This window comes from Actinomadura barringtoniae (genome assembly GCF_017573505.1).
Taxonomy (GTDB): domain Bacteria; phylum Actinomycetota; class Actinomycetes; order Streptosporangiales; family Streptosporangiaceae; genus Spirillospora; species Spirillospora barringtoniae.
In genome coordinates this window covers 145,521-160,621 of record NZ_JAGEOJ010000021.1, presented here as the reverse complement: position 1 = coordinate 160,621, position 15,101 = coordinate 145,521, and the positions used below count along the sequence as shown (strand labels likewise).

Here is a 15,101-nt window from a genome sequence, read left to right as displayed (position 1 = left end):
GATCAAGAGTGGAGCGATCCCTGATGAGCGACGCGCAGAAGCTGGTCGAGCGCTACCTGGACACCTGGAACGAGAAGGACCCCGCCGCGCGCCGCGCCGCGATCGACGGGCTGTGGACCGAGGGCGGCGCGTACGTGGACCCGCTGGCGGTGGCGGAGGGACGCGACGCGATCGACGCGACGATCGGCGCGGTGCAGCAGCAGTTCCCCGACTTCGTGTTCCGGCTCGGCGGGGACGTGGACGCGCACCACAACATCGCCCGCTTCACCTGGGAGCTCGGCCCGGCGGGCGCCGAGGCGGTCGTGGTCGGCTTCGACGTGGCGGTGCTGACAGAGGACGGCCGCATCGAGCAGGTGCACGGCTTCCTCGACAAGGTCCCCGCCTGAGCCTCCGGATATCGGGCCTTCCTGACGCGATCCCTGGTGCCCGCGATGGGCGCCGGGGATCACCGCGTGATGGCCGGGATGATCCGGTAGTCGCGCTGGAACACCAGGTTGTGCAGGTCGGCGCTCGCGATGGCGCGGAACGTGGGGACCTCGGCGGCCGCCTGCTCGGGCGTGAAGACGTTCAGCGGCCAGTCGCCGACCGTTCCGCCGCGCAGGTGCGGGTGGTGGAACCCGGCCCCGTAGAACGCCCTGATGAGGATCGGGTTGATGCCCGCGTCGCGCTGTTCGGGCCAGCTCAGAGCCCAGATCGCCTCCAGCCCGCCCTCCGCCGAACGCCGGGTGCCGGTCGCGGTGATCTCACCGGTCCCGAGGAACAGCGCGGCGTTCACCTCGTCGAGGGTCTGCCGGGCGTACGGGTCGAGAAGGTCGACGGCGTCGGCGAAGAGCCCTTCCTTGTCGGGCCTGGACGACGCGGTCTCGCCATGGGTGCGGTCCCGCAGGTCGGCGAAGTGCCGCAGCAACTCGGCCGTGTAGGCGGTCTCGCTGTTCATCACATGCTCCTTCGCACTTGCGCGTAGACGTCGGCATAGGTGGTCCCCAGCCAGCGGCGGAATCCGGGGTCGGTGAGGAAGGCGCCGTGGTGGCCGCCTTCGAACTCGCGGAACGTGACGTCGTTCCCCGCCTCACGCAGCCGCCGCGCATACTCGCGAACGTCGTCGGCCACAGGGTCCAGGGAACCGACCGCCAGGATCGCCGTCCCGGCCCCGCCGAGGTCTTCTGCTTCAAAAGGCGTGCTGCGCAGCCCCTCACCCCCACCGGTGCCCAGGTAGGTCCTCCATGCCGCCATAAGAGAGGCGCGGCTGGGGAAGACGCCCGGGTCGCGGGTGTAGGAGTCGCCTCGCGCCTCCGGGTCCAGCGGCGGATAGGCCAACACCTGCGCGGCAAGCGGATGGCCCTGCCCCAGGCCTCGATCGCGCCATTCCAGTGCGGCCGAGGCGGCGATCGTGGCGCCCGCGCTGTCGCCGCCCACCGAGATAGGCCCGTCGGTCAACTCCCGCACCCACTCCATCACCGCGAGAACGTCCAGAATCGCCGCCGGATGAGGATTCGCAGGGGCCAGCCGGTAATCGACGCCCACCACGGTGGCCGACGCGGCACGGGCCAGCTCCGCGAAAGGCTGGTGCCAGGCGGCGGACGAGCCGGACGACCAGCTCCCGCCGTGCGCCCACACGAGCCACCCGCGCGGAGCGGGCCCCGCCTGGTAAATCCGTACGGGAACCTGCCGGCCGGGCTCCGGCCCGGGGGCGGCGACCGCCGCCCACCGAACCGTCCCGGGCAGGCTCCCCTGCTGCAATGCCATGACTTCTTCCTTCAGACTTCAGATTCCTTCAGATCTGACGGAGTGCCCCGCCGTCCACGGCCCATTCGGCCCCGGTGACCTGAACGGCCAAGGGCGACAGCAAATAGGCGATGACGCGGGCGACATCCTCTGGCGTTCCAAGCCGTTCGGTGGGCAGACGGCGTTCGTCCCGGACGAACCGTTCGATCGCCTGCTCGACAGGGAGTCCGTACTGCGCGGCAAGCTGGTCGGCGAACCCGCCAGGGGCATCCCATAGCCGCGTACGGGTCGGCCCTGGCGAGACGACGTTCGACCTGATCCCGCAGCGGCCGAACTCCCCCGCCAGCGTTTTGGACACCGACAGCAGGGCCGTCTTGGTCGCCGCGTAGTCCACAAGGGACGTGTCCGGGAACCGCCCCGCCTCGCTCGACAGATGCACCAGGCTTCCCGCGCCCTGGTCGATCAGGGCGGGCAGTGCGGCGCGCGCCATTCGTACGGCGGCGTGGAAGTTCAGCTCGAACGTGGCGTGCCACTGCTCGTCGGTCACATCCAGGAAGCCGATGCGCGACTCCAGCGCGCCCGCGTTGTTGACCAAGCCGTCCAGCCGTCCGTGCCGTTCGAGCACCGTCTCGACGACGCGTGCGGCGGCGGGGTCGGTGAGGTCGGCGGCGGCGCCGGTCACCCGTTCGCCGAGCTCCTCGATCGGGCCGGCGTCGCGGGCGACACCGACGACGTGCGCGCCTTCGGCGGCGAGCAGTTGCGCTGTGGCCGAGCCGATTCCGGCGGAGGCGCCGGTGACGATGAAGACCTTGCCGGTCAGTTCGAGATCCATGATCGGCTCCTCACCGGTCGGCGCGGACGCGCAGGAACAGGGCGATGAGGGCGGCGCCCGCGACCGCGATCGCGGCGTTCACGAGCGTCGCGGTGTGGATGCCGCCCAGGACCGAGGCCCGCGCGGTCGCGACCGCGCTCATCACCGGGATGCCGAGGGTGATCGCGACCTGCTGGGTCATCGTGGCGAGCCCGGTGGCCAGGCCCTGCTCGTCGTTCGGCAGCCCGGACGTCGCGATGCCCATGAACGCGACGATGGCGACCAGGTTGCCGAAGCCGCCGACCGCGGTGGCGACCAGCAGCAGGCCGATCCACTCGCGTCCCGTGCCGAGCCCGATCAGCGCGGCGGTCGCGGCGGCCTGCACGAGCAGCCCGGACACCAGCGTCGCCCGGCCGCCCAGCCGCGCCATGATCTTCGGCGCGGCGACGCCGCCCGCGAACGTGCCAGCCCCGAGGACGCCGAGCGCCAGCCCGGTCGTCAGCGCCGAGAACCCGAGCACCTGCTGCAGGTAGAGCGTCATCAGGAAGACCAGCGAGGTCTCGGTGGCGAACGCGACGAAGCCGCCGATGTTGCCCCACGTGACGGTCCGCCGGGCCAGCACGCCGAGCGGGACGAGCGGTGCCGCCGCGCGCCGTTCGGCGAACCAGAAGCCCGCCATCAGCAGCGCCGCGAGCGCGAGGGCGCCGAGGGCGTACGGGTCGGTCCAGCCGTGCGAGCCCGCCGCCGTGATCCCGTACACCAGCGCCAGCAGCCCGCCGGTGACGGTCACCGCGCCCGGCACGTCCAGCCGTGTGCCCGCCGGATGCCGGCTCTCACCGATCACACGCGGCGCGACCGCCAGCACGAACAGCGCGATCGGCACGTTGATCAGGAAGGCCCAGCGCCAGCTCAGCAGGTCGGTGAGCACGCCGCCGAGCACCGCGCCCGCCGTGAACCCGGCCGACATCAGCGCGCCGCTCAACCCGAGCGCCCTGTTGCGCAGCGGGCCTTCGGGGAACGAGGTGGTGATCAGCGACAGCGCCGCCGGGGTCGCGATCGCGGTCGCCAGCCCCTGCAGGACGCGTCCGGTCAGCAGCACCGCCGGGTTGGGCGCGAGCCCGCCGATCAGCGAGCCCACCGCCAGCAGCGCCATCCCGGTGAGCAGCATCCTGCGGCGCCCGAACAGGTCGGCGACCCGCCCGAACAGCAAGGTGAAACCCGCGGCGGGCAGCGCGAACGCCGTCGCGATCCACTGCAGCGAGCCGAGCCCGAAGCCGAGCCCCTCGCCGACGACCGGCAGCGCCACGTTCAGGATGGAGAAGTCGATGGCGAGCATGAACTGCACGCCGAGCAGCAGGGTGAGGATCAGCCTGTGCCGGGAGGTCATCCGCGTCGTCGCGGGGGCGGCGACGCCGGTGAGTGTGGCCATGGAAACGCCTCTTTCAGCTTTCGCTCGTTCAGAACGATCAGTCCGACGCGCTCCAATGTGCTGCGGCGGTGCGGGCCTACCCAGCCCCCGCCGCTTCGTACGCCCGCGGTGCCTACCACTGGCGGTGGCACCCTCACGCCGCGGTGGCGCCCTGCGGCGGTGGCGCCCTGCGGCGGTGGTGCGCCCCGTGGCGGTGGCGCGCCCCGCGCGGCGGTGGTGCGCCCCGCGCGGCGGTGGTGGCGCCCCGCGGCGGCTACCCTCGGCTTTCATGGCGCGGGCGAACGAACTGGGCGAATTCCTGAAGTCGCGGCGGGCGCGGCTGCAGCCCGACGAGGTGGGGTTGATCTCGTACGGGGGCCGCCGGCGCGTGCCGGGGCTGCGCCGCGAGGAGCTGGCGCAGCTGGCCGGCGTCAGCGTGGCGTACTACATCCGGCTGGAGCAGGGGAACGCCGACAACGTCTCCATGGAGATCCTCGACGCGATCTCCCGGGCGCTCCGCCTGAACGCGCAGGAGCACGCCCACCTGCACCGACTGGCCCATCCGCCGCGCCTGGAGCACCACCAGGGGCCGCCGCGCCTGCGGCCCACGCTCCAGCACCTGCTGGACTCGATCACCATGGCGCCCGCGTACCTGGTCGGCCACTACACCAACGTCGTCGCCTGGAACCGCCTCACCTCAGCGATCTTCGTGGACCTGGCGGAGGTGCCGCCGGAGGAACGGACCTGGACCCACCAGATCCACCTCAACGGCGACTACGAGAAGCGGCTCGGCGACAACTGGCTGCGCGTGGCCACCGGGAACGTCGCCTACCTGCGGTTCCGCTCCGGGCAGGATCCCAACGACCCCCACCTCGCCGAGCTGGTGGACACGATGCTCACGCGCAGCCCGCGCTTCGCCCGCATGTGGTCGGAGCACCAGGTGTCGGACGTCATCCCGAGCGAGGCACGCATCGACCACCCCGAGGTCGGGCACCTGGTCCTGCCGTTCGAGGTCCTGCACCTGCCGAACGACCCGGACCTGGCCCGCCTGATGCTCTACGCGGCCGAGCCCGGCTCGGAGTACGAGGCCAAGCTCCACAAGATCGCCGCCACCTCCACCCACCTGTCCAGCTCCGACCTCGCCGCCCGAGAGTAGCCGTCGTCAGCGGCACGGGGGTCAGGCGTCGCCGCGGAGGTCAGGCGTCGCCGCGGAGGTCAGGCGTCGCCGCGGAGGTCAGGCGTCGCCGCGGGAGGTCAGGCGGGGTCGCGGGGTTCAGGCGGGGTCGCGGAGGTCAGGCGTCGCCGTTCGAGTAGGCGGCGTCGCTGTCGAGGGCGGCCAGCACGATGCTGAGGATCGCGATGGCGGCGTAGATGACGGCGACGGCCACCTGGTCCAGGGCGTAGAACGCCAGCGCGGCGGCACCGAAGACGATCAGCTTGACCAGCAGCACGACGGGCAGCGGCGCCTTGATCTTGGCCTTGGGTGCCGCGAACGCGCCCCACAGGGCCATCGCGGCGAGCGGCGCGCCGACGCCGAGGATCACGTGGACGACGGCGTTGTCGCCGACGCCGAACCCCCACCACGCCAGCACGAACACCGCGACGACCTCGAGCAGGAGCGAGAGCCCCTCGCTGGTCATGTGCAGCTGTCCTGGAAGTCGCATGGCCGCTCCCTCCTAGCGCGCCTACCGTCGATCTTCCCATCGGGGCCCGCATCACACCAGGTCAGCCGTACCGTCGCGCGGCGCACGGCACGCGCGGGCCGGGCCGCGACCGCGCGCGGACCGGCGGCCGGTCCCGGTGCCCGGCCTCGAATCGGTGGCCTCGGTGGCGGCTCCCGTACGATCAGTCGGCAGGGGCAACGGAAACGGGCGGGCGGGCGGTGTCACGGTGGGGACGCGGCAGGTCATCGAGTGGTCCGAGGACGGCGCGGAACGGTCGGCCCGGTGGCGCTCGGAGAGCGGCGCCTCGCCGCCCGGGCGCGTGGTGATCGCCGATGACGAGACCAAGGCCGACGACGCGTACCGCCTGGCCTGCGAGGGCACGGCGCTGCTGTGGCGGGGCGATTTCCAGAACGCGCGGCAGCTGCTCCAGGCGATGATGCGCCGCGCCGACCGTGCGCCCAGGCGGGCCAAGCGGCGGCGCCGCAACGAGGCCCCGCCCTCGCAACTCCAGACGTTCCACCTTCACCGGCAGGCACAAGCCCAGCGCGCGCGGACGCTCGGCATGCTCCTCATCCCGTTCGAGCCCGGGCATGTGATCCCGTTGCGGCGCGCGCCGGACGTGGAACGGGCCTGTACGGAGGCGCACGGTTCGGCCGACGAGCCGTACGTGACGTCCCTGCGCGAGCTGCTCGGACTGATCGGCGCGCACGAATGGCGGCGCAAGGGCGTGCCGATCCCGGCGCTCGGCGGCGACCGCATCCGCCCGCACTACGGCGTGTTCTCCCCGGTCAGAGGCGAGTACGTCGATCTGGTGGCCGAGGCGCCGCTGCCGTCGACCGAGCTGGCGTACGACATCGGCACCGGTACCGGGGTCCTCGCGGCGGTACTGGCGCGACGGGGCGTTCAGCGGATCGTGGCGACCGACCAGGACCCGCGCGCGCTGGCCTGCGCCCGCGACAACCTCACCCGCCTCGGCCTGGAGGAACAGGTTCGGGTGATCGAGGCCGACCTGTTCCCGCCGGAACGGGCGCCGCTGGTGGTCTGCAATCCGCCGTGGCTGCCGGCCAAGCCGAGTTCGCCGCTGGAGTACGCGGTCTACGACCCCGACGGCCGGATGCTGCGCGGCTTCCTGAACGGGCTCGCCGACCATCTCACCCCGGGCGGCGAGGGCTGGCTGATCCTGTCGGACCTGGCCGAGCACCTCGGGCTGCGGACACGCGAGGAGCTGCTGACCACGTTCGACGCGGCCGGGCTGCGGGTGGCGGGACGGCTGGACATCAAGCCCCAGCACCCCCGGGCCGCCGACGCCTCCGACCCGCTGCACGCGGCGCGTTCGGCCGAGGTCACGTCGCTGTGGCGCCTCGCCGCGCGCTGAGCGATAGTTAACCGAACGAGTTTATGAACGCGCGTTTGCAAACGCTGTCGGCCGTGGTCTACGTTAATAAACGAATGAGCATTTACTAATCCCGGGAGGAACGATCATGCCTCAGCTGACCGACGCGGTCGCCCTCGTCGCCGGCGGCACCCGTGGCGCCGGCCGCGCCATCGCCGTCGAGCTCGGCGCCGCCGGGGCGACCGTGTACGTGACCGGCCGCAGCACGCGCGCGGGCCGTTCCGACCTCGACCGGCCGGAGACGATCGAGGACAGCGCCGACCTGGTCACCGCGCGCGGCGGCACCGGCATCGCCGTCCGCGTCGATCACTCCGACCCCGAGCAGGTGCGGGCGCTCGCCGAACGGATCCGCGCGGACCACGGCCGGCTGGACGTCCTGGTGAACGACATCTGGGGCGGCGAGTCGCTCGTCGAGTGGGACAAGCCGCTGTGGGAGCACGACCTCGACAAGGGCCTGAAGCTTCTCCACAGGGCTGTGGACACGCACATCATCACGAGCCGCTTCGCGCTGCCACTGCTGGTCGAGCAGAAGAAGGGCCTGGTCGTGGAGGTGACCGACGGCACCGAGCAGTTCGTGGAGGAGCTGCTCGGCGGCTACCGCGGCACGTTCTATTACGACCTCGCCAAGCAGACCGTGATCCGCCTGGCCAAGAACCAGGCCGCCGAGCTCAAGTCGCACGGCATCGCCGCGCTCGCGCTCACGCCCGGTTTCCTCAGGTCGGAGGCCATGCTGGAGATCTTCGGGGTGACCGAGGAGAACTGGCGGGACGGCGCCGAGAAGGACCCGCACTTCCTTCAGTCCGAGACGCCCGCCTACGTCGGCCGCGCCGTCGTCGCCCTCGCCGCCGACCCGGACGTGATGGCCAAGACCGGCGGCTCGTACAGCAGCGGCGAACTCGCCAAGGAGTACGGCTTCACCGACGTCGACGGCACGCAGCCCGACTTCGTCGCCTACTTCCGCGACTTCCTCGCCAAGTCCGCCGAGTCCACCGAGCCCGCTGGGTCTCCCGAGTCCGCCGGTTCGGCCGAGCCCACTGGGGCTGCCGAGCCCGCTGGGGCTGCCGAGCCCGCCGAGTCGACCAAGTCCGCGGGGTCTGCCGGGTCCTGATTCTCGGTCGGGCTATTGGTGGGCGTGGTGCCGGTGGGTGATCTCCGGGCCGACCACGCGGAGCAGACCCAGGTAGTCGATGGCGTCGGTGCCGGGCGGCGGGGTGAAGACGAGGAGCCGCTGATCCTCGGCCGGGGTCAGCAGGCTCTCGCACTCCAGCTCCACCGGCCCGAGTGACGGGTGCTGGACGCGCATCCGGCTCTTGCGCCGCACGGCGACCTCGTGCAGGTCCCACAGCTTCGCGAACTCGTCACTCGCCGCGCGGATGCGTTCGACCAGCTCGGTGGACGCGGCGTCGTGGTTGCGGCGCGCGACCGCGGCCCGCAGGTCGGCGACGTGCATGCGGCTGATCTGATCACGTTCCTCGGGCGGGAAGGCCTCCCGGATGAACGGCTGGGTGAACCACCGCAGCACGATGTTGCGGTCTTCCTCCCGTACGGTGCAGACACAGCCCAGCAGCGCCTCCGCCAGCGCGTTCTGCGCGAGCAGGTCGCCCAGGTCGCTGAGGATCTGCGCGGGCGTCTCCTCCAGGCGGTCGAGCAGATAGAGCAGGCCGGGCCGGATGTGGTTGCCCGCGAACCGTCCCGCCGGAGGCCTGTGCCCGGCCAGCAGGTAAAGGTGATCGCGTTCGTCCTCGGTCAGGCGCAGCGCCCGGGCCAGCGCCCCCAGCATCTGGGTGGACGGCTGCGGGCTGCGGGCCTGCTCCAGCCGCATGTAGTAGTCGGCCGACATGCCCGCGAGCTGCGACACCTCTTCGCGCCGCAGGCCGGGGGTGCGGCGGCGCGGGCCGCTCGCCAGGCCGACGTCGCCCGGCCGCAGCCGTTCACGCGAACGGCGCAGGAAGTCGGCGAGCTGCTGGCGGTCCATGTCCGTGCTCATGCCCCAATTGTGACCGCTGCGGGGGCCTGACCTGCACCGTCAGCCTAGGGCTGTCGATCCTAGTCAGAACGGTCCGCTCCTCATCCGCGTTCGCCGTTGGCACCGTCGTCGGTAGCCGAGATGCGACACGAACGTTGGAAGGAACGAACTGATGCCTACGATCACCGTTGAGAACGCCCAGGTGAAGTACCGCACCGAGGGCACCGGACCGGGTCTGGTGCTGGTGCACGGGGTGGGGCCGGGCGCGATGGTGTGGGACCGGACCTACGACGACTTCGCCGACCGCAGCACCGTGATCCTGCCGGACCTCTCGGGCAGCGACCCGGTGGAGGACGACGGCGCCGACCTCACCGTCGGCATGCTCGCCGCCCAGGTGGCGGCCGTGATCGAGGACTCGGGCAAGGCGCCGGTGGATCTGCTCGGCTACTCCCTGGGGTCTTCGGTGGCCGTGGCCGTCGCCGCCACCCGGCCGGAACTGGTCCGGCGGCTGATCCTCGTCGCCGGCTTCAGCCACCCGGACGACCAGTACCTGCGGAACGTGATGACGCTGTGGCTGAACCTGCGCGGCGACGCCGACTCGTTCGGCCGGCTGGCGGCGGTCACCGCCTACAGCCGCGGGTTCCTGAACAGCATCGGCAGCGAGGGCGTCGAGGCCGCCAACTCGTTCATGCAGCCGGTGCCCGGACGGCTCCGCCAGGTCGACCTGTGCCTGCGCGTGGACGTTCGCGACCTGCTGCCGCGCGTCCAGGCCGAGACGCTGGTCATCGGCACCGCGCTGGACGCCCTCATCCCCGTCGAGTACTCGCGCGAGATCCACGCCGCCATCCCTGGCAGCGCGTACGCCGAGGTCGACTGCGGTCACGTCATCGGCCTGGAGAAGCCCGAGGAGTTCCGCAAGCTCGTCCGCGACTTCATCCACCGCTGAGCGGCCGACACCCTCAGTCGCCGGCGCCCACGGCCACCGCTGAGTGGCAGGCGCCGAGGGCCAGGACCCCACCGACCGGTCCTGGCCCTGCCATCGACCGGTGCCGGCATTGCCATCGACCGGTGCCGGCCCTGGCGCATGACCGGTCAGGTCGACCGGTCGAGCCCAGTCACGTGACAGATTCCCCGGCGGGACGAGATCCGTAGCGTCTTCCTCATCAGCAGAACGCGGCCTGAGCTGCGAAGACACCAGATGAAGGAAGACCCGCAATGAGCGAGAACCTCCTGCACGTGGCGATCATCATCGGCAGCACCCGCGAGGGCCGGTTCGGCCCGACGGTGGCCGACTGGTTCACCGGCCAGGCCGCCCAGCGCTCCGACATCTCCTTCGACGTGATCGACCTGGAGGACGCCTCCCTCCCCTCGATCATGGGCACCTCGACGGCGCACGGCCTGGGCGACGTCACCGGCCGCCTGGACGCCGCCGAGGCGTTCGTCGTGGTGACCCCCGAGTACAACCACAGCTACCCGGCCTCGCTGAAGAACCTCATCGACTGGCACTTCACGCAGTGGCAGGCCAAGCCGGTCGGGTTCGTCTCGTACGGCGGGCTGGCGGGCGGCCTGCGCGCGGTCGAGCACCTGCGCCCGGTCTTCGCCGAACTGCACGCGGTCACGATCCGCGACACCGTCAGCTTTCACAACCCCTGGTCGCAGTTCGACGAGGACGGCCGCCACCAGGACAGCACCGCCGCCGACGCTGCCGCCAAGAACATGCTCGACCAGCTCGCCTGGTGGGGCCACGCCCTGCGCGACGCCAAGGCCGTCCGCCCCTACGCCGCCTGACCCTGCCCCCCGCCCCCAGCCCCAGCGGCAGCGGCAGACCTAGGCCCGGACCGTCCCATCGCTCCGCGTGAGTGCGCGGCGCGGCCTCCTCCGGCCCGGCGTCCCGTGGCGCGGCCTCCTCCTAAGGACCAACGACATGACCACCGTGACCAACGCGCGGCACGATCCCGTCGCCGCTCCGGCACCCTCCCCGCGCACCACGGCGATCGCGCTGATCCTCGTGCTCGGGTCCATCATGACCACGCTCGACATGACGATCGTCAACGTCGCGATCAACCGGCTGTCGCAGGACTTCGCCGCCCCGCTGGCCACCGTCCAGTGGGTGACCACCGGCTACTCGCTGGCCCTCGGCGCCATGATCCCGGCCACCGCGTGGGCGACCGGACGGTTCGGCGCCCGCCGCCTCTACCTCGTCGCGATCGCACTCTTCACGGCCGGTTCCCTGCTGGCGGGCGCCGCCTGGAACATCGAGGCGCTCATCTTCTTCCGTGTGCTGCAGGGCTTCGGCGGCGGCATGATCATGCCGGTCGGGATGACCATCCTCATCCGTTCCGCCGCACCCGACCGGCTCGGCCGCGTGATGAGCACGCTCGGCCTGGCCATCCTGGTCGGCCCGCTGACCGGCCCGGTGCTCGGCGGCTGGCTGGTGGACGACGTGTCCTGGCGCTGGATGTTCTTCATCAACCTCCCGATCGGCGTCGCGGTGATCGCGCTGGCCGCGCGCTTCTTCCCGCGCGACACCCCGCAGGCCGCCAAGCGGCTGGACGTGCCCGGCCTCCTGCTGCTGTCGCCGGGCCTGGCCACGCTGCTGTACGGGGTGACCGTCGGCGGTGAACGCCACGGCTTCGACTCGCCCGGCGTGCTCGTCCCCATCGTCGCCGGCGCACTGCTGATCGTCGCGTTCGTCGCCCGCGCGCTGACCGCCCGCGATCCGCTGATCGACCTAAGCCTGTTCCGCGACCGAACGTTCGCCGCGGCCGCCGGAACGCTGGTGCTCTTCGCCTCCGGCTACTTCGGAACGATGATCCTGGCGCCGCTGTACTACCAGGTCGTTCGCGGCGAGAGCGCCACGATGGCCGGGCTGCTCGGCATCCCCGCCGCGCTCGCGTCCGGTACCGCCATGCAGGTCGCCGGCCGCCTCATCGACAAGGTGGGGCCGGGACGGATCGTGCTCGCGGGCATCACGATCGGCTCGACCGGATTCATCGTCTTCACCACGCAGCTGGCCGCCGACACCCCGTACTGGGTGCTCATGCTCGCCATGGCCGCGGTCGGCGCGGGCGGCGGCTCGACGGTGATGCCGACGATGACCGCGGCGGCCCGCAACCTGTCGCACGCCCAGGCGCCCGCCGGAAGCAGCACGGTCAACCTCATCAACACGATGATGGGCGCCGTCGGCACGGCGGTGGCGTCGGTGCTGCTGACCGGCGCGCTGGCCGACCGCGTCCCCGGCTCGGACGGCGCGGTCGCAGGCGCCGCAGGTAAGAGCCGGGAGGCTCTCGCCCCGGCGTTGGCGGATGCGTTCCAGCACACCTACGCGGTCGCCGCCGTGGTGCTGGTGCTGGCGCTCGTCCCCGCGTTCCTGCTCCCCCGCCGCCCCGCACCCGCCAAGAAGAGTTGAGCCCTCCCGCTCTTCAGCGGTCAGCCCTCAGCCTCGCCCTGGCCGGATGCCCAGGGCGAGGCTGCTGCGCGTGGGTGGGTGGGTGGTTCTGGCAGACCTAGGCACGCCCGTTCCTCGGCTGAACAGGGCACTGGGTAGCGCTGACCAGCGCAGACACCATGAGTGACATCGCAGGAAGCACGCACTCAAGGAGTCACGAACCATGAGCCTTCCCAAGGCCCGCCTCGGCAAAAGCGACATGGAGATCACCCGCGTCGGCTTCGGCTCGTGGGGAATCAGCGGCCCAGGCTGGCGGTACGCGTGGGGCCCGCAAGACGACGCGGAATCGATCGCCACGATCCGCCACGCCGTCGAGCAGGGCGTGAACTGGATCGACACCGCCGCCGTCTACGGACTCGGCCACAGCGAGGAGGTCGTCGCGAAGGCCCTCGCCGACCTCCCCGAGGCCGACCGGCCGTTCGTCTTCACCAAGCTCGGCCTCTCCTGGGACGACAACGACCCGGCCTCGCCGCCCGTGCGCGACATGAGCCCGGCCAGCGTCCGCCGCGAGGTCGAGGCGTCGCTACGTCGCCTGAACGTGGAGCGCATCGACCTCTACCAGGTGCACTGGCGAGGAGCCGCTGGCAGCACCAAGAAGGGCCCGCCCCCACCCACGATCGCGGGGGCGGGCACTTCTCAGGTCTGCTCTTACTCGCTGGCCAGGAGTCCCGCCTCGTGGGCGAGGATGGCGGCCTGAACGCGGTTCTCCAGGCCGAGCCGCGTCAGGATGCGGTTGACGCGGCTCTTCACGTTCGCCTGTGTGACGTCGAGCGCCTCGGCGATCTGCGCGTTGGACAGGCCTCGCGCGACGAGGATCAGCACGTGCAACTCGCGTTCGGTCAACTTGTCGAGCGGCCCGCTGTCTCCGGTCGCCTCTCTGGCCGCACTCCCGCCCGCATCTCCGCCCGCGTTCGCATCCGCACCCGTCTTCGCCTTCGCATCCACATCCGCGCCCGCCCTTGCGTTCGCGCGTGTGGCGGGAGGCGCTCCGACCAGTCCTTTGGGCAGCGCGGCGAACGCGCTGATCAGGCGATGCGTCACGCTAGGAGCGAGCATCGCCTCGCCCGCAGCGACCACGCGGATGGCGTTGGCGAGCTCGTCCGGCAGGCTGTTCTTGAGCATGAAGCCGCTGGCACCCGCACGCAGCGCCGAGTGCACGTACTCGTCCAGGTCGAACGTCGTCAGCACGAGCACTCGCGGCGGCGATCCGGGATGCGGCCACTCGGCCATGATGCGCCGCGTCGCCTCGACGCCCGTCATGCCGGGCATCCGCACGTCCATCACCACGACATCAGGCCGAAGATTCGCCGCGGCCTCGATCGCCGCCTGCCCGTCCCCCGCTTCCCCGACCACGCACAGGTCCTCGCGCCGATCGATGACCACGCGCAACGCCGCCCGGACCATCTCCTGGTCGTCAACGAGAAGAACACGAATGGTCATCGCGCCTCCTCTCCGTACGGCAGGACGACCTGCACCCGCCACCCACCACCGGCCCGTGGTCCGGCCTCCAGGGTGCCGCCGAACGCGGCCGCCCGCTCCCGAAGCCCGATCAGGCCTCGCCCCGAACCGGCGACCGGCCGATGCTCCGGTCCGGCAGGCCCGTTCTGTACGTCGATCGTCACGCGTCCCCCGCCGTCCTCAAGCCTGACCACGACCTCGCACGGCCCGGCGTGCTTCAGCACGTTCGTCAGCGACTCCTGCACGATCCGGTACGCGGAGACCTGAAGCGCCTGCGGCAGTGCGCCGAGCGACTCGTCCACGTTCAACGTCACGCGACAGCCTGTCGCCTCGACCGTTGCGACGAGCCGATCGAGATGCTGCAGGGACGGCTCGGGATGCTCGGGATCGTCGGCCGTCTCCGAGGCGAGCAGATGCAGGATGCGGCGCATCTCGATCAGCGCGGTGTCGGCGGTCGACGCGATCCGTTCAACGCCCTGACGGCCCAGCCGCGGGTCCTCGTCCAGCACGTCCTCGGTGGAACGGGCCTGCACCGCGATCGCGCTCACGTGATGCGCGACCACGTCATGCAGGTCGCGAGCGATGCGTGAACGTTCCGCCACCACGGCCTGCCTCGCGTTGATCTCCTGCTCGACGCGCAGCCGCTCGTTCAACACCCGCAGCCGCCGCGCGTCGGAGTCGATCCGGCGCCGCCCATACCCGAGCAGCCACGCGACCGCGTAGAACACCACGAACGTCACCACCGAGATCGGCTCCAGCGACCCGAGCTTCGGTGGCTCGAAGCGCCCGAGCACCTGATCGGTCACCGCCGCCACGACACCCGAGAACACGACCGCGACCAGGCTGTCCCGCAGCGGCACATACCGCGCGACCGCGTACACGCCGAAGACGAGCAGGTACGGGCCGGGCAGCTTCCCCTGGATCGGATCGAGCACCTCGAAGAGCACGAACAGCCCGGTCATCGCCGCCAGCACCGCGCGCGGGTAACGGCTCCGCCAGAACAGCGGCACGGTCTGCGCGCCCCACAGCAGAACACCGCCTGCGCTCGGGGCCGGATGGCGATCGAGCAGCGTCAGCACGTTCACCGCCGTGAGCCCGGCGCCGAGCGCGACGTCGAACGCCCAAGGCCGCCCGGCGAAGCGGCGTCGCGCCCCACTCAGAACGGTCGTCACGTGCCTGGTCATCACAGTCAGCCAGGCTAAACGCGCTGCGTGACCCTGTGATCCGC

General features: G+C 71.4%; 16 protein-coding genes. 8 read left to right on the top strand and 8 right to left on the bottom strand.

Annotation, left to right across the window (positions count from 1 at the left end; genetic code table 11):
• The first annotated feature begins 23 nt into the window (after positions 1-23).
• Positions 24-386: a nuclear transport factor 2 family protein gene (locus J4573_RS41360; RefSeq protein ID WP_208261611.1), complete on the top strand. Its 363-nt coding sequence runs from the start codon at positions 24-26 to the stop codon at positions 384-386.
• A gap of 59 nt (positions 387-445) precedes the next feature.
• Here J4573_RS41360 and J4573_RS41355 read toward each other — a convergent pair whose 3' ends face one another.
• The 4 genes from J4573_RS41355 to J4573_RS41340 are packed head-to-tail and all read right to left on the bottom strand — an operon-like array spanning position 446 to position 3,965.
• Positions 446-937: a hypothetical protein gene (locus J4573_RS41355; RefSeq protein WP_208261610.1), complete on the bottom strand. Its 492-nt coding sequence runs from the start codon at positions 935-937 to the stop codon at positions 446-448.
• Positions 937-1,746, bottom strand: a complete 810-nt coding sequence (locus J4573_RS41350) for an alpha/beta hydrolase fold domain-containing protein (protein ID WP_208261609.1) — start codon at positions 1,744-1,746, stop codon at positions 937-939. The genes J4573_RS41355 and J4573_RS41350 overlap by 1 nt, the downstream gene beginning before the upstream one ends.
• A 28-nt stretch (positions 1,747-1,774) precedes the next feature.
• Positions 1,775-2,557, bottom strand: a complete 783-nt coding sequence (locus J4573_RS41345; RefSeq protein WP_208261608.1) for an SDR family NAD(P)-dependent oxidoreductase — start codon at positions 2,555-2,557, stop codon at positions 1,775-1,777.
• Between the two features lie 10 nt (positions 2,558-2,567).
• Entirely contained in the window at positions 2,568-3,965 is a 1,398-nt protein-coding gene (locus J4573_RS41340; protein WP_208261607.1) for an MFS transporter, read from the bottom strand.
• Between the two features lie 268 nt (positions 3,966-4,233).
• On the opposite strand from J4573_RS41340, the gene J4573_RS41335 reads away from it, so the two are divergent.
• Complete coding sequence (locus J4573_RS41335) at positions 4,234-5,100, top strand: helix-turn-helix domain-containing protein (protein ID WP_208261606.1); 867 nt, start codon at positions 4,234-4,236, stop codon at positions 5,098-5,100.
• Positions 5,101-5,236: 136 nt separating this feature from the next.
• Here the strand turns inward: J4573_RS41335 and J4573_RS41330 are convergent, their stop codons facing one another.
• Positions 5,237-5,608: a YrdB family protein gene (locus tag J4573_RS41330; RefSeq protein ID WP_243774399.1), complete on the bottom strand. Its 372-nt coding sequence runs from the start codon at positions 5,606-5,608 to the stop codon at positions 5,237-5,239.
• A 226-nt stretch (positions 5,609-5,834) separates the two neighbouring features.
• Between J4573_RS41330 and J4573_RS41325 the strand changes: the two genes are divergently transcribed.
• The gene (locus J4573_RS41325; protein WP_208261605.1) at positions 5,835-6,983 is read left to right on the top strand and encodes a methyltransferase; all 1,149 of its coding nucleotides are present in this window, start codon (positions 5,835-5,837) and stop codon (positions 6,981-6,983) included.
• A gap of 106 nt (positions 6,984-7,089) precedes the next feature.
• Positions 7,090-8,109 (top strand): SDR family oxidoreductase, encoded by a 1,020-nt coding sequence (locus J4573_RS41320; protein WP_208261604.1) that lies wholly within the window; start codon positions 7,090-7,092, stop codon positions 8,107-8,109.
• A 12-nt stretch (positions 8,110-8,121) separates the two neighbouring features.
• Here the strand turns inward: J4573_RS41320 and J4573_RS41315 are convergent, their stop codons facing one another.
• The gene (locus tag J4573_RS41315; protein ID WP_243774398.1) at positions 8,122-8,988 is read right to left on the bottom strand and encodes a helix-turn-helix transcriptional regulator; all 867 of its coding nucleotides are present in this window, start codon (positions 8,986-8,988) and stop codon (positions 8,122-8,124) included.
• A 151-nt stretch (positions 8,989-9,139) separates the two neighbouring features.
• Here J4573_RS41315 and J4573_RS41310 point away from each other — a divergent pair, with 151 nt between their 5' ends.
• From J4573_RS41310 to J4573_RS41295, 4 genes are all read left to right on the top strand, one after another.
• On the top strand, positions 9,140-9,913 hold the full coding sequence (locus J4573_RS41310) for an alpha/beta fold hydrolase (protein ID WP_208261603.1): 774 nt from the start codon (positions 9,140-9,142) through the stop codon (positions 9,911-9,913).
• 269 nt (positions 9,914-10,182) lie between these two features.
• On the top strand, positions 10,183-10,755 hold the full coding sequence (locus J4573_RS41305) for an NADPH-dependent FMN reductase (RefSeq protein WP_208261602.1): 573 nt from the start codon (positions 10,183-10,185) through the stop codon (positions 10,753-10,755).
• Between the two features lie 136 nt (positions 10,756-10,891).
• Positions 10,892-12,376: a DHA2 family efflux MFS transporter permease subunit gene (locus tag J4573_RS41300; RefSeq protein ID WP_208261601.1), complete on the top strand. Its 1,485-nt coding sequence runs from the start codon at positions 10,892-10,894 to the stop codon at positions 12,374-12,376.
• Positions 12,377-12,578: 202 nt separating this feature from the next.
• Positions 12,579-13,112, top strand: coding sequence for an aldo/keto reductase (locus J4573_RS41295; protein WP_243774397.1), 534 nt, complete (start codon positions 12,579-12,581; stop codon positions 13,110-13,112).
• Here the strand turns inward: J4573_RS41295 and J4573_RS41290 are convergent.
• Together J4573_RS41290 and J4573_RS41285 are read right to left on the bottom strand one after the other, a co-directional pair.
• The gene (locus J4573_RS41290; RefSeq protein ID WP_208261600.1) at positions 13,064-13,855 is read right to left on the bottom strand and encodes a response regulator transcription factor; all 792 of its coding nucleotides are present in this window, start codon (positions 13,853-13,855) and stop codon (positions 13,064-13,066) included. The two genes, J4573_RS41295 and J4573_RS41290, sit on opposite strands and share 49 nt — an antisense overlap.
• A complete protein-coding gene (locus J4573_RS41285) occupies positions 13,852-15,057 on the bottom strand; it encodes a sensor histidine kinase (protein ID WP_208261599.1) in 1,206 nt (401 codons plus the stop codon). The genes J4573_RS41290 and J4573_RS41285 overlap by 4 nt, the downstream gene beginning before the upstream one ends.
• Between the last annotated feature and the right edge of the window lie 44 nt (positions 15,058-15,101).

Excerpts from the sequence above, each read along its gene's own strand:
- J4573_RS41300 (WP_208261601.1), top strand. The coding sequence starts at position 10,892 with ATGACCACCGTGACCAACGCGCGGCACGATCCCGTCGCCGCTCCGGCA.
- J4573_RS41335 (WP_208261606.1), top strand. The coding sequence starts at position 4,234 with ATGGCGCGGGCGAACGAACTGGGCGAATTCCTGAAGTCGCGGCGGGCG.
- J4573_RS41310 (WP_208261603.1), top strand. The coding sequence starts at position 9,140 with ATGCCTACGATCACCGTTGAGAACGCCCAGGTGAAGTACCGCACCGAG.
- J4573_RS41330 (WP_243774399.1), bottom strand. The coding sequence starts at position 5,608 with ATGCGACTTCCAGGACAGCTGCACATGACCAGCGAGGGGCTCTCGCTC.
- J4573_RS41320 (WP_208261604.1), top strand. The coding sequence starts at position 7,090 with ATGCCTCAGCTGACCGACGCGGTCGCCCTCGTCGCCGGCGGCACCCGT.
- J4573_RS41295 (WP_243774397.1), top strand. The coding sequence starts at position 12,579 with ATGAGCCTTCCCAAGGCCCGCCTCGGCAAAAGCGACATGGAGATCACC.
- J4573_RS41290 (WP_208261600.1), bottom strand. The coding sequence starts at position 13,855 with ATGACCATTCGTGTTCTTCTCGTTGACGACCAGGAGATGGTCCGGGCG.
- J4573_RS41305 (WP_208261602.1), top strand. The coding sequence starts at position 10,183 with ATGAGCGAGAACCTCCTGCACGTGGCGATCATCATCGGCAGCACCCGC.
- J4573_RS41360 (WP_208261611.1), top strand. The coding sequence starts at position 24 with ATGAGCGACGCGCAGAAGCTGGTCGAGCGCTACCTGGACACCTGGAAC.
- J4573_RS41285 (WP_208261599.1), bottom strand. The coding sequence starts at position 15,057 with ATGACCAGGCACGTGACGACCGTTCTGAGTGGGGCGCGACGCCGCTTC.
- J4573_RS41345 (WP_208261608.1), bottom strand. The coding sequence starts at position 2,557 with ATGGATCTCGAACTGACCGGCAAGGTCTTCATCGTCACCGGCGCCTCC.
- J4573_RS41355 (WP_208261610.1), bottom strand. The coding sequence starts at position 937 with ATGAACAGCGAGACCGCCTACACGGCCGAGTTGCTGCGGCACTTCGCC.
- J4573_RS41340 (WP_208261607.1), bottom strand. The coding sequence starts at position 3,965 with ATGGCCACACTCACCGGCGTCGCCGCCCCCGCGACGACGCGGATGACC.
- J4573_RS41350 (WP_208261609.1), bottom strand. The coding sequence starts at position 1,746 with ATGGCATTGCAGCAGGGGAGCCTGCCCGGGACGGTTCGGTGGGCGGCG.
- J4573_RS41315 (WP_243774398.1), bottom strand. The coding sequence starts at position 8,988 with ATGAGCACGGACATGGACCGCCAGCAGCTCGCCGACTTCCTGCGCCGT.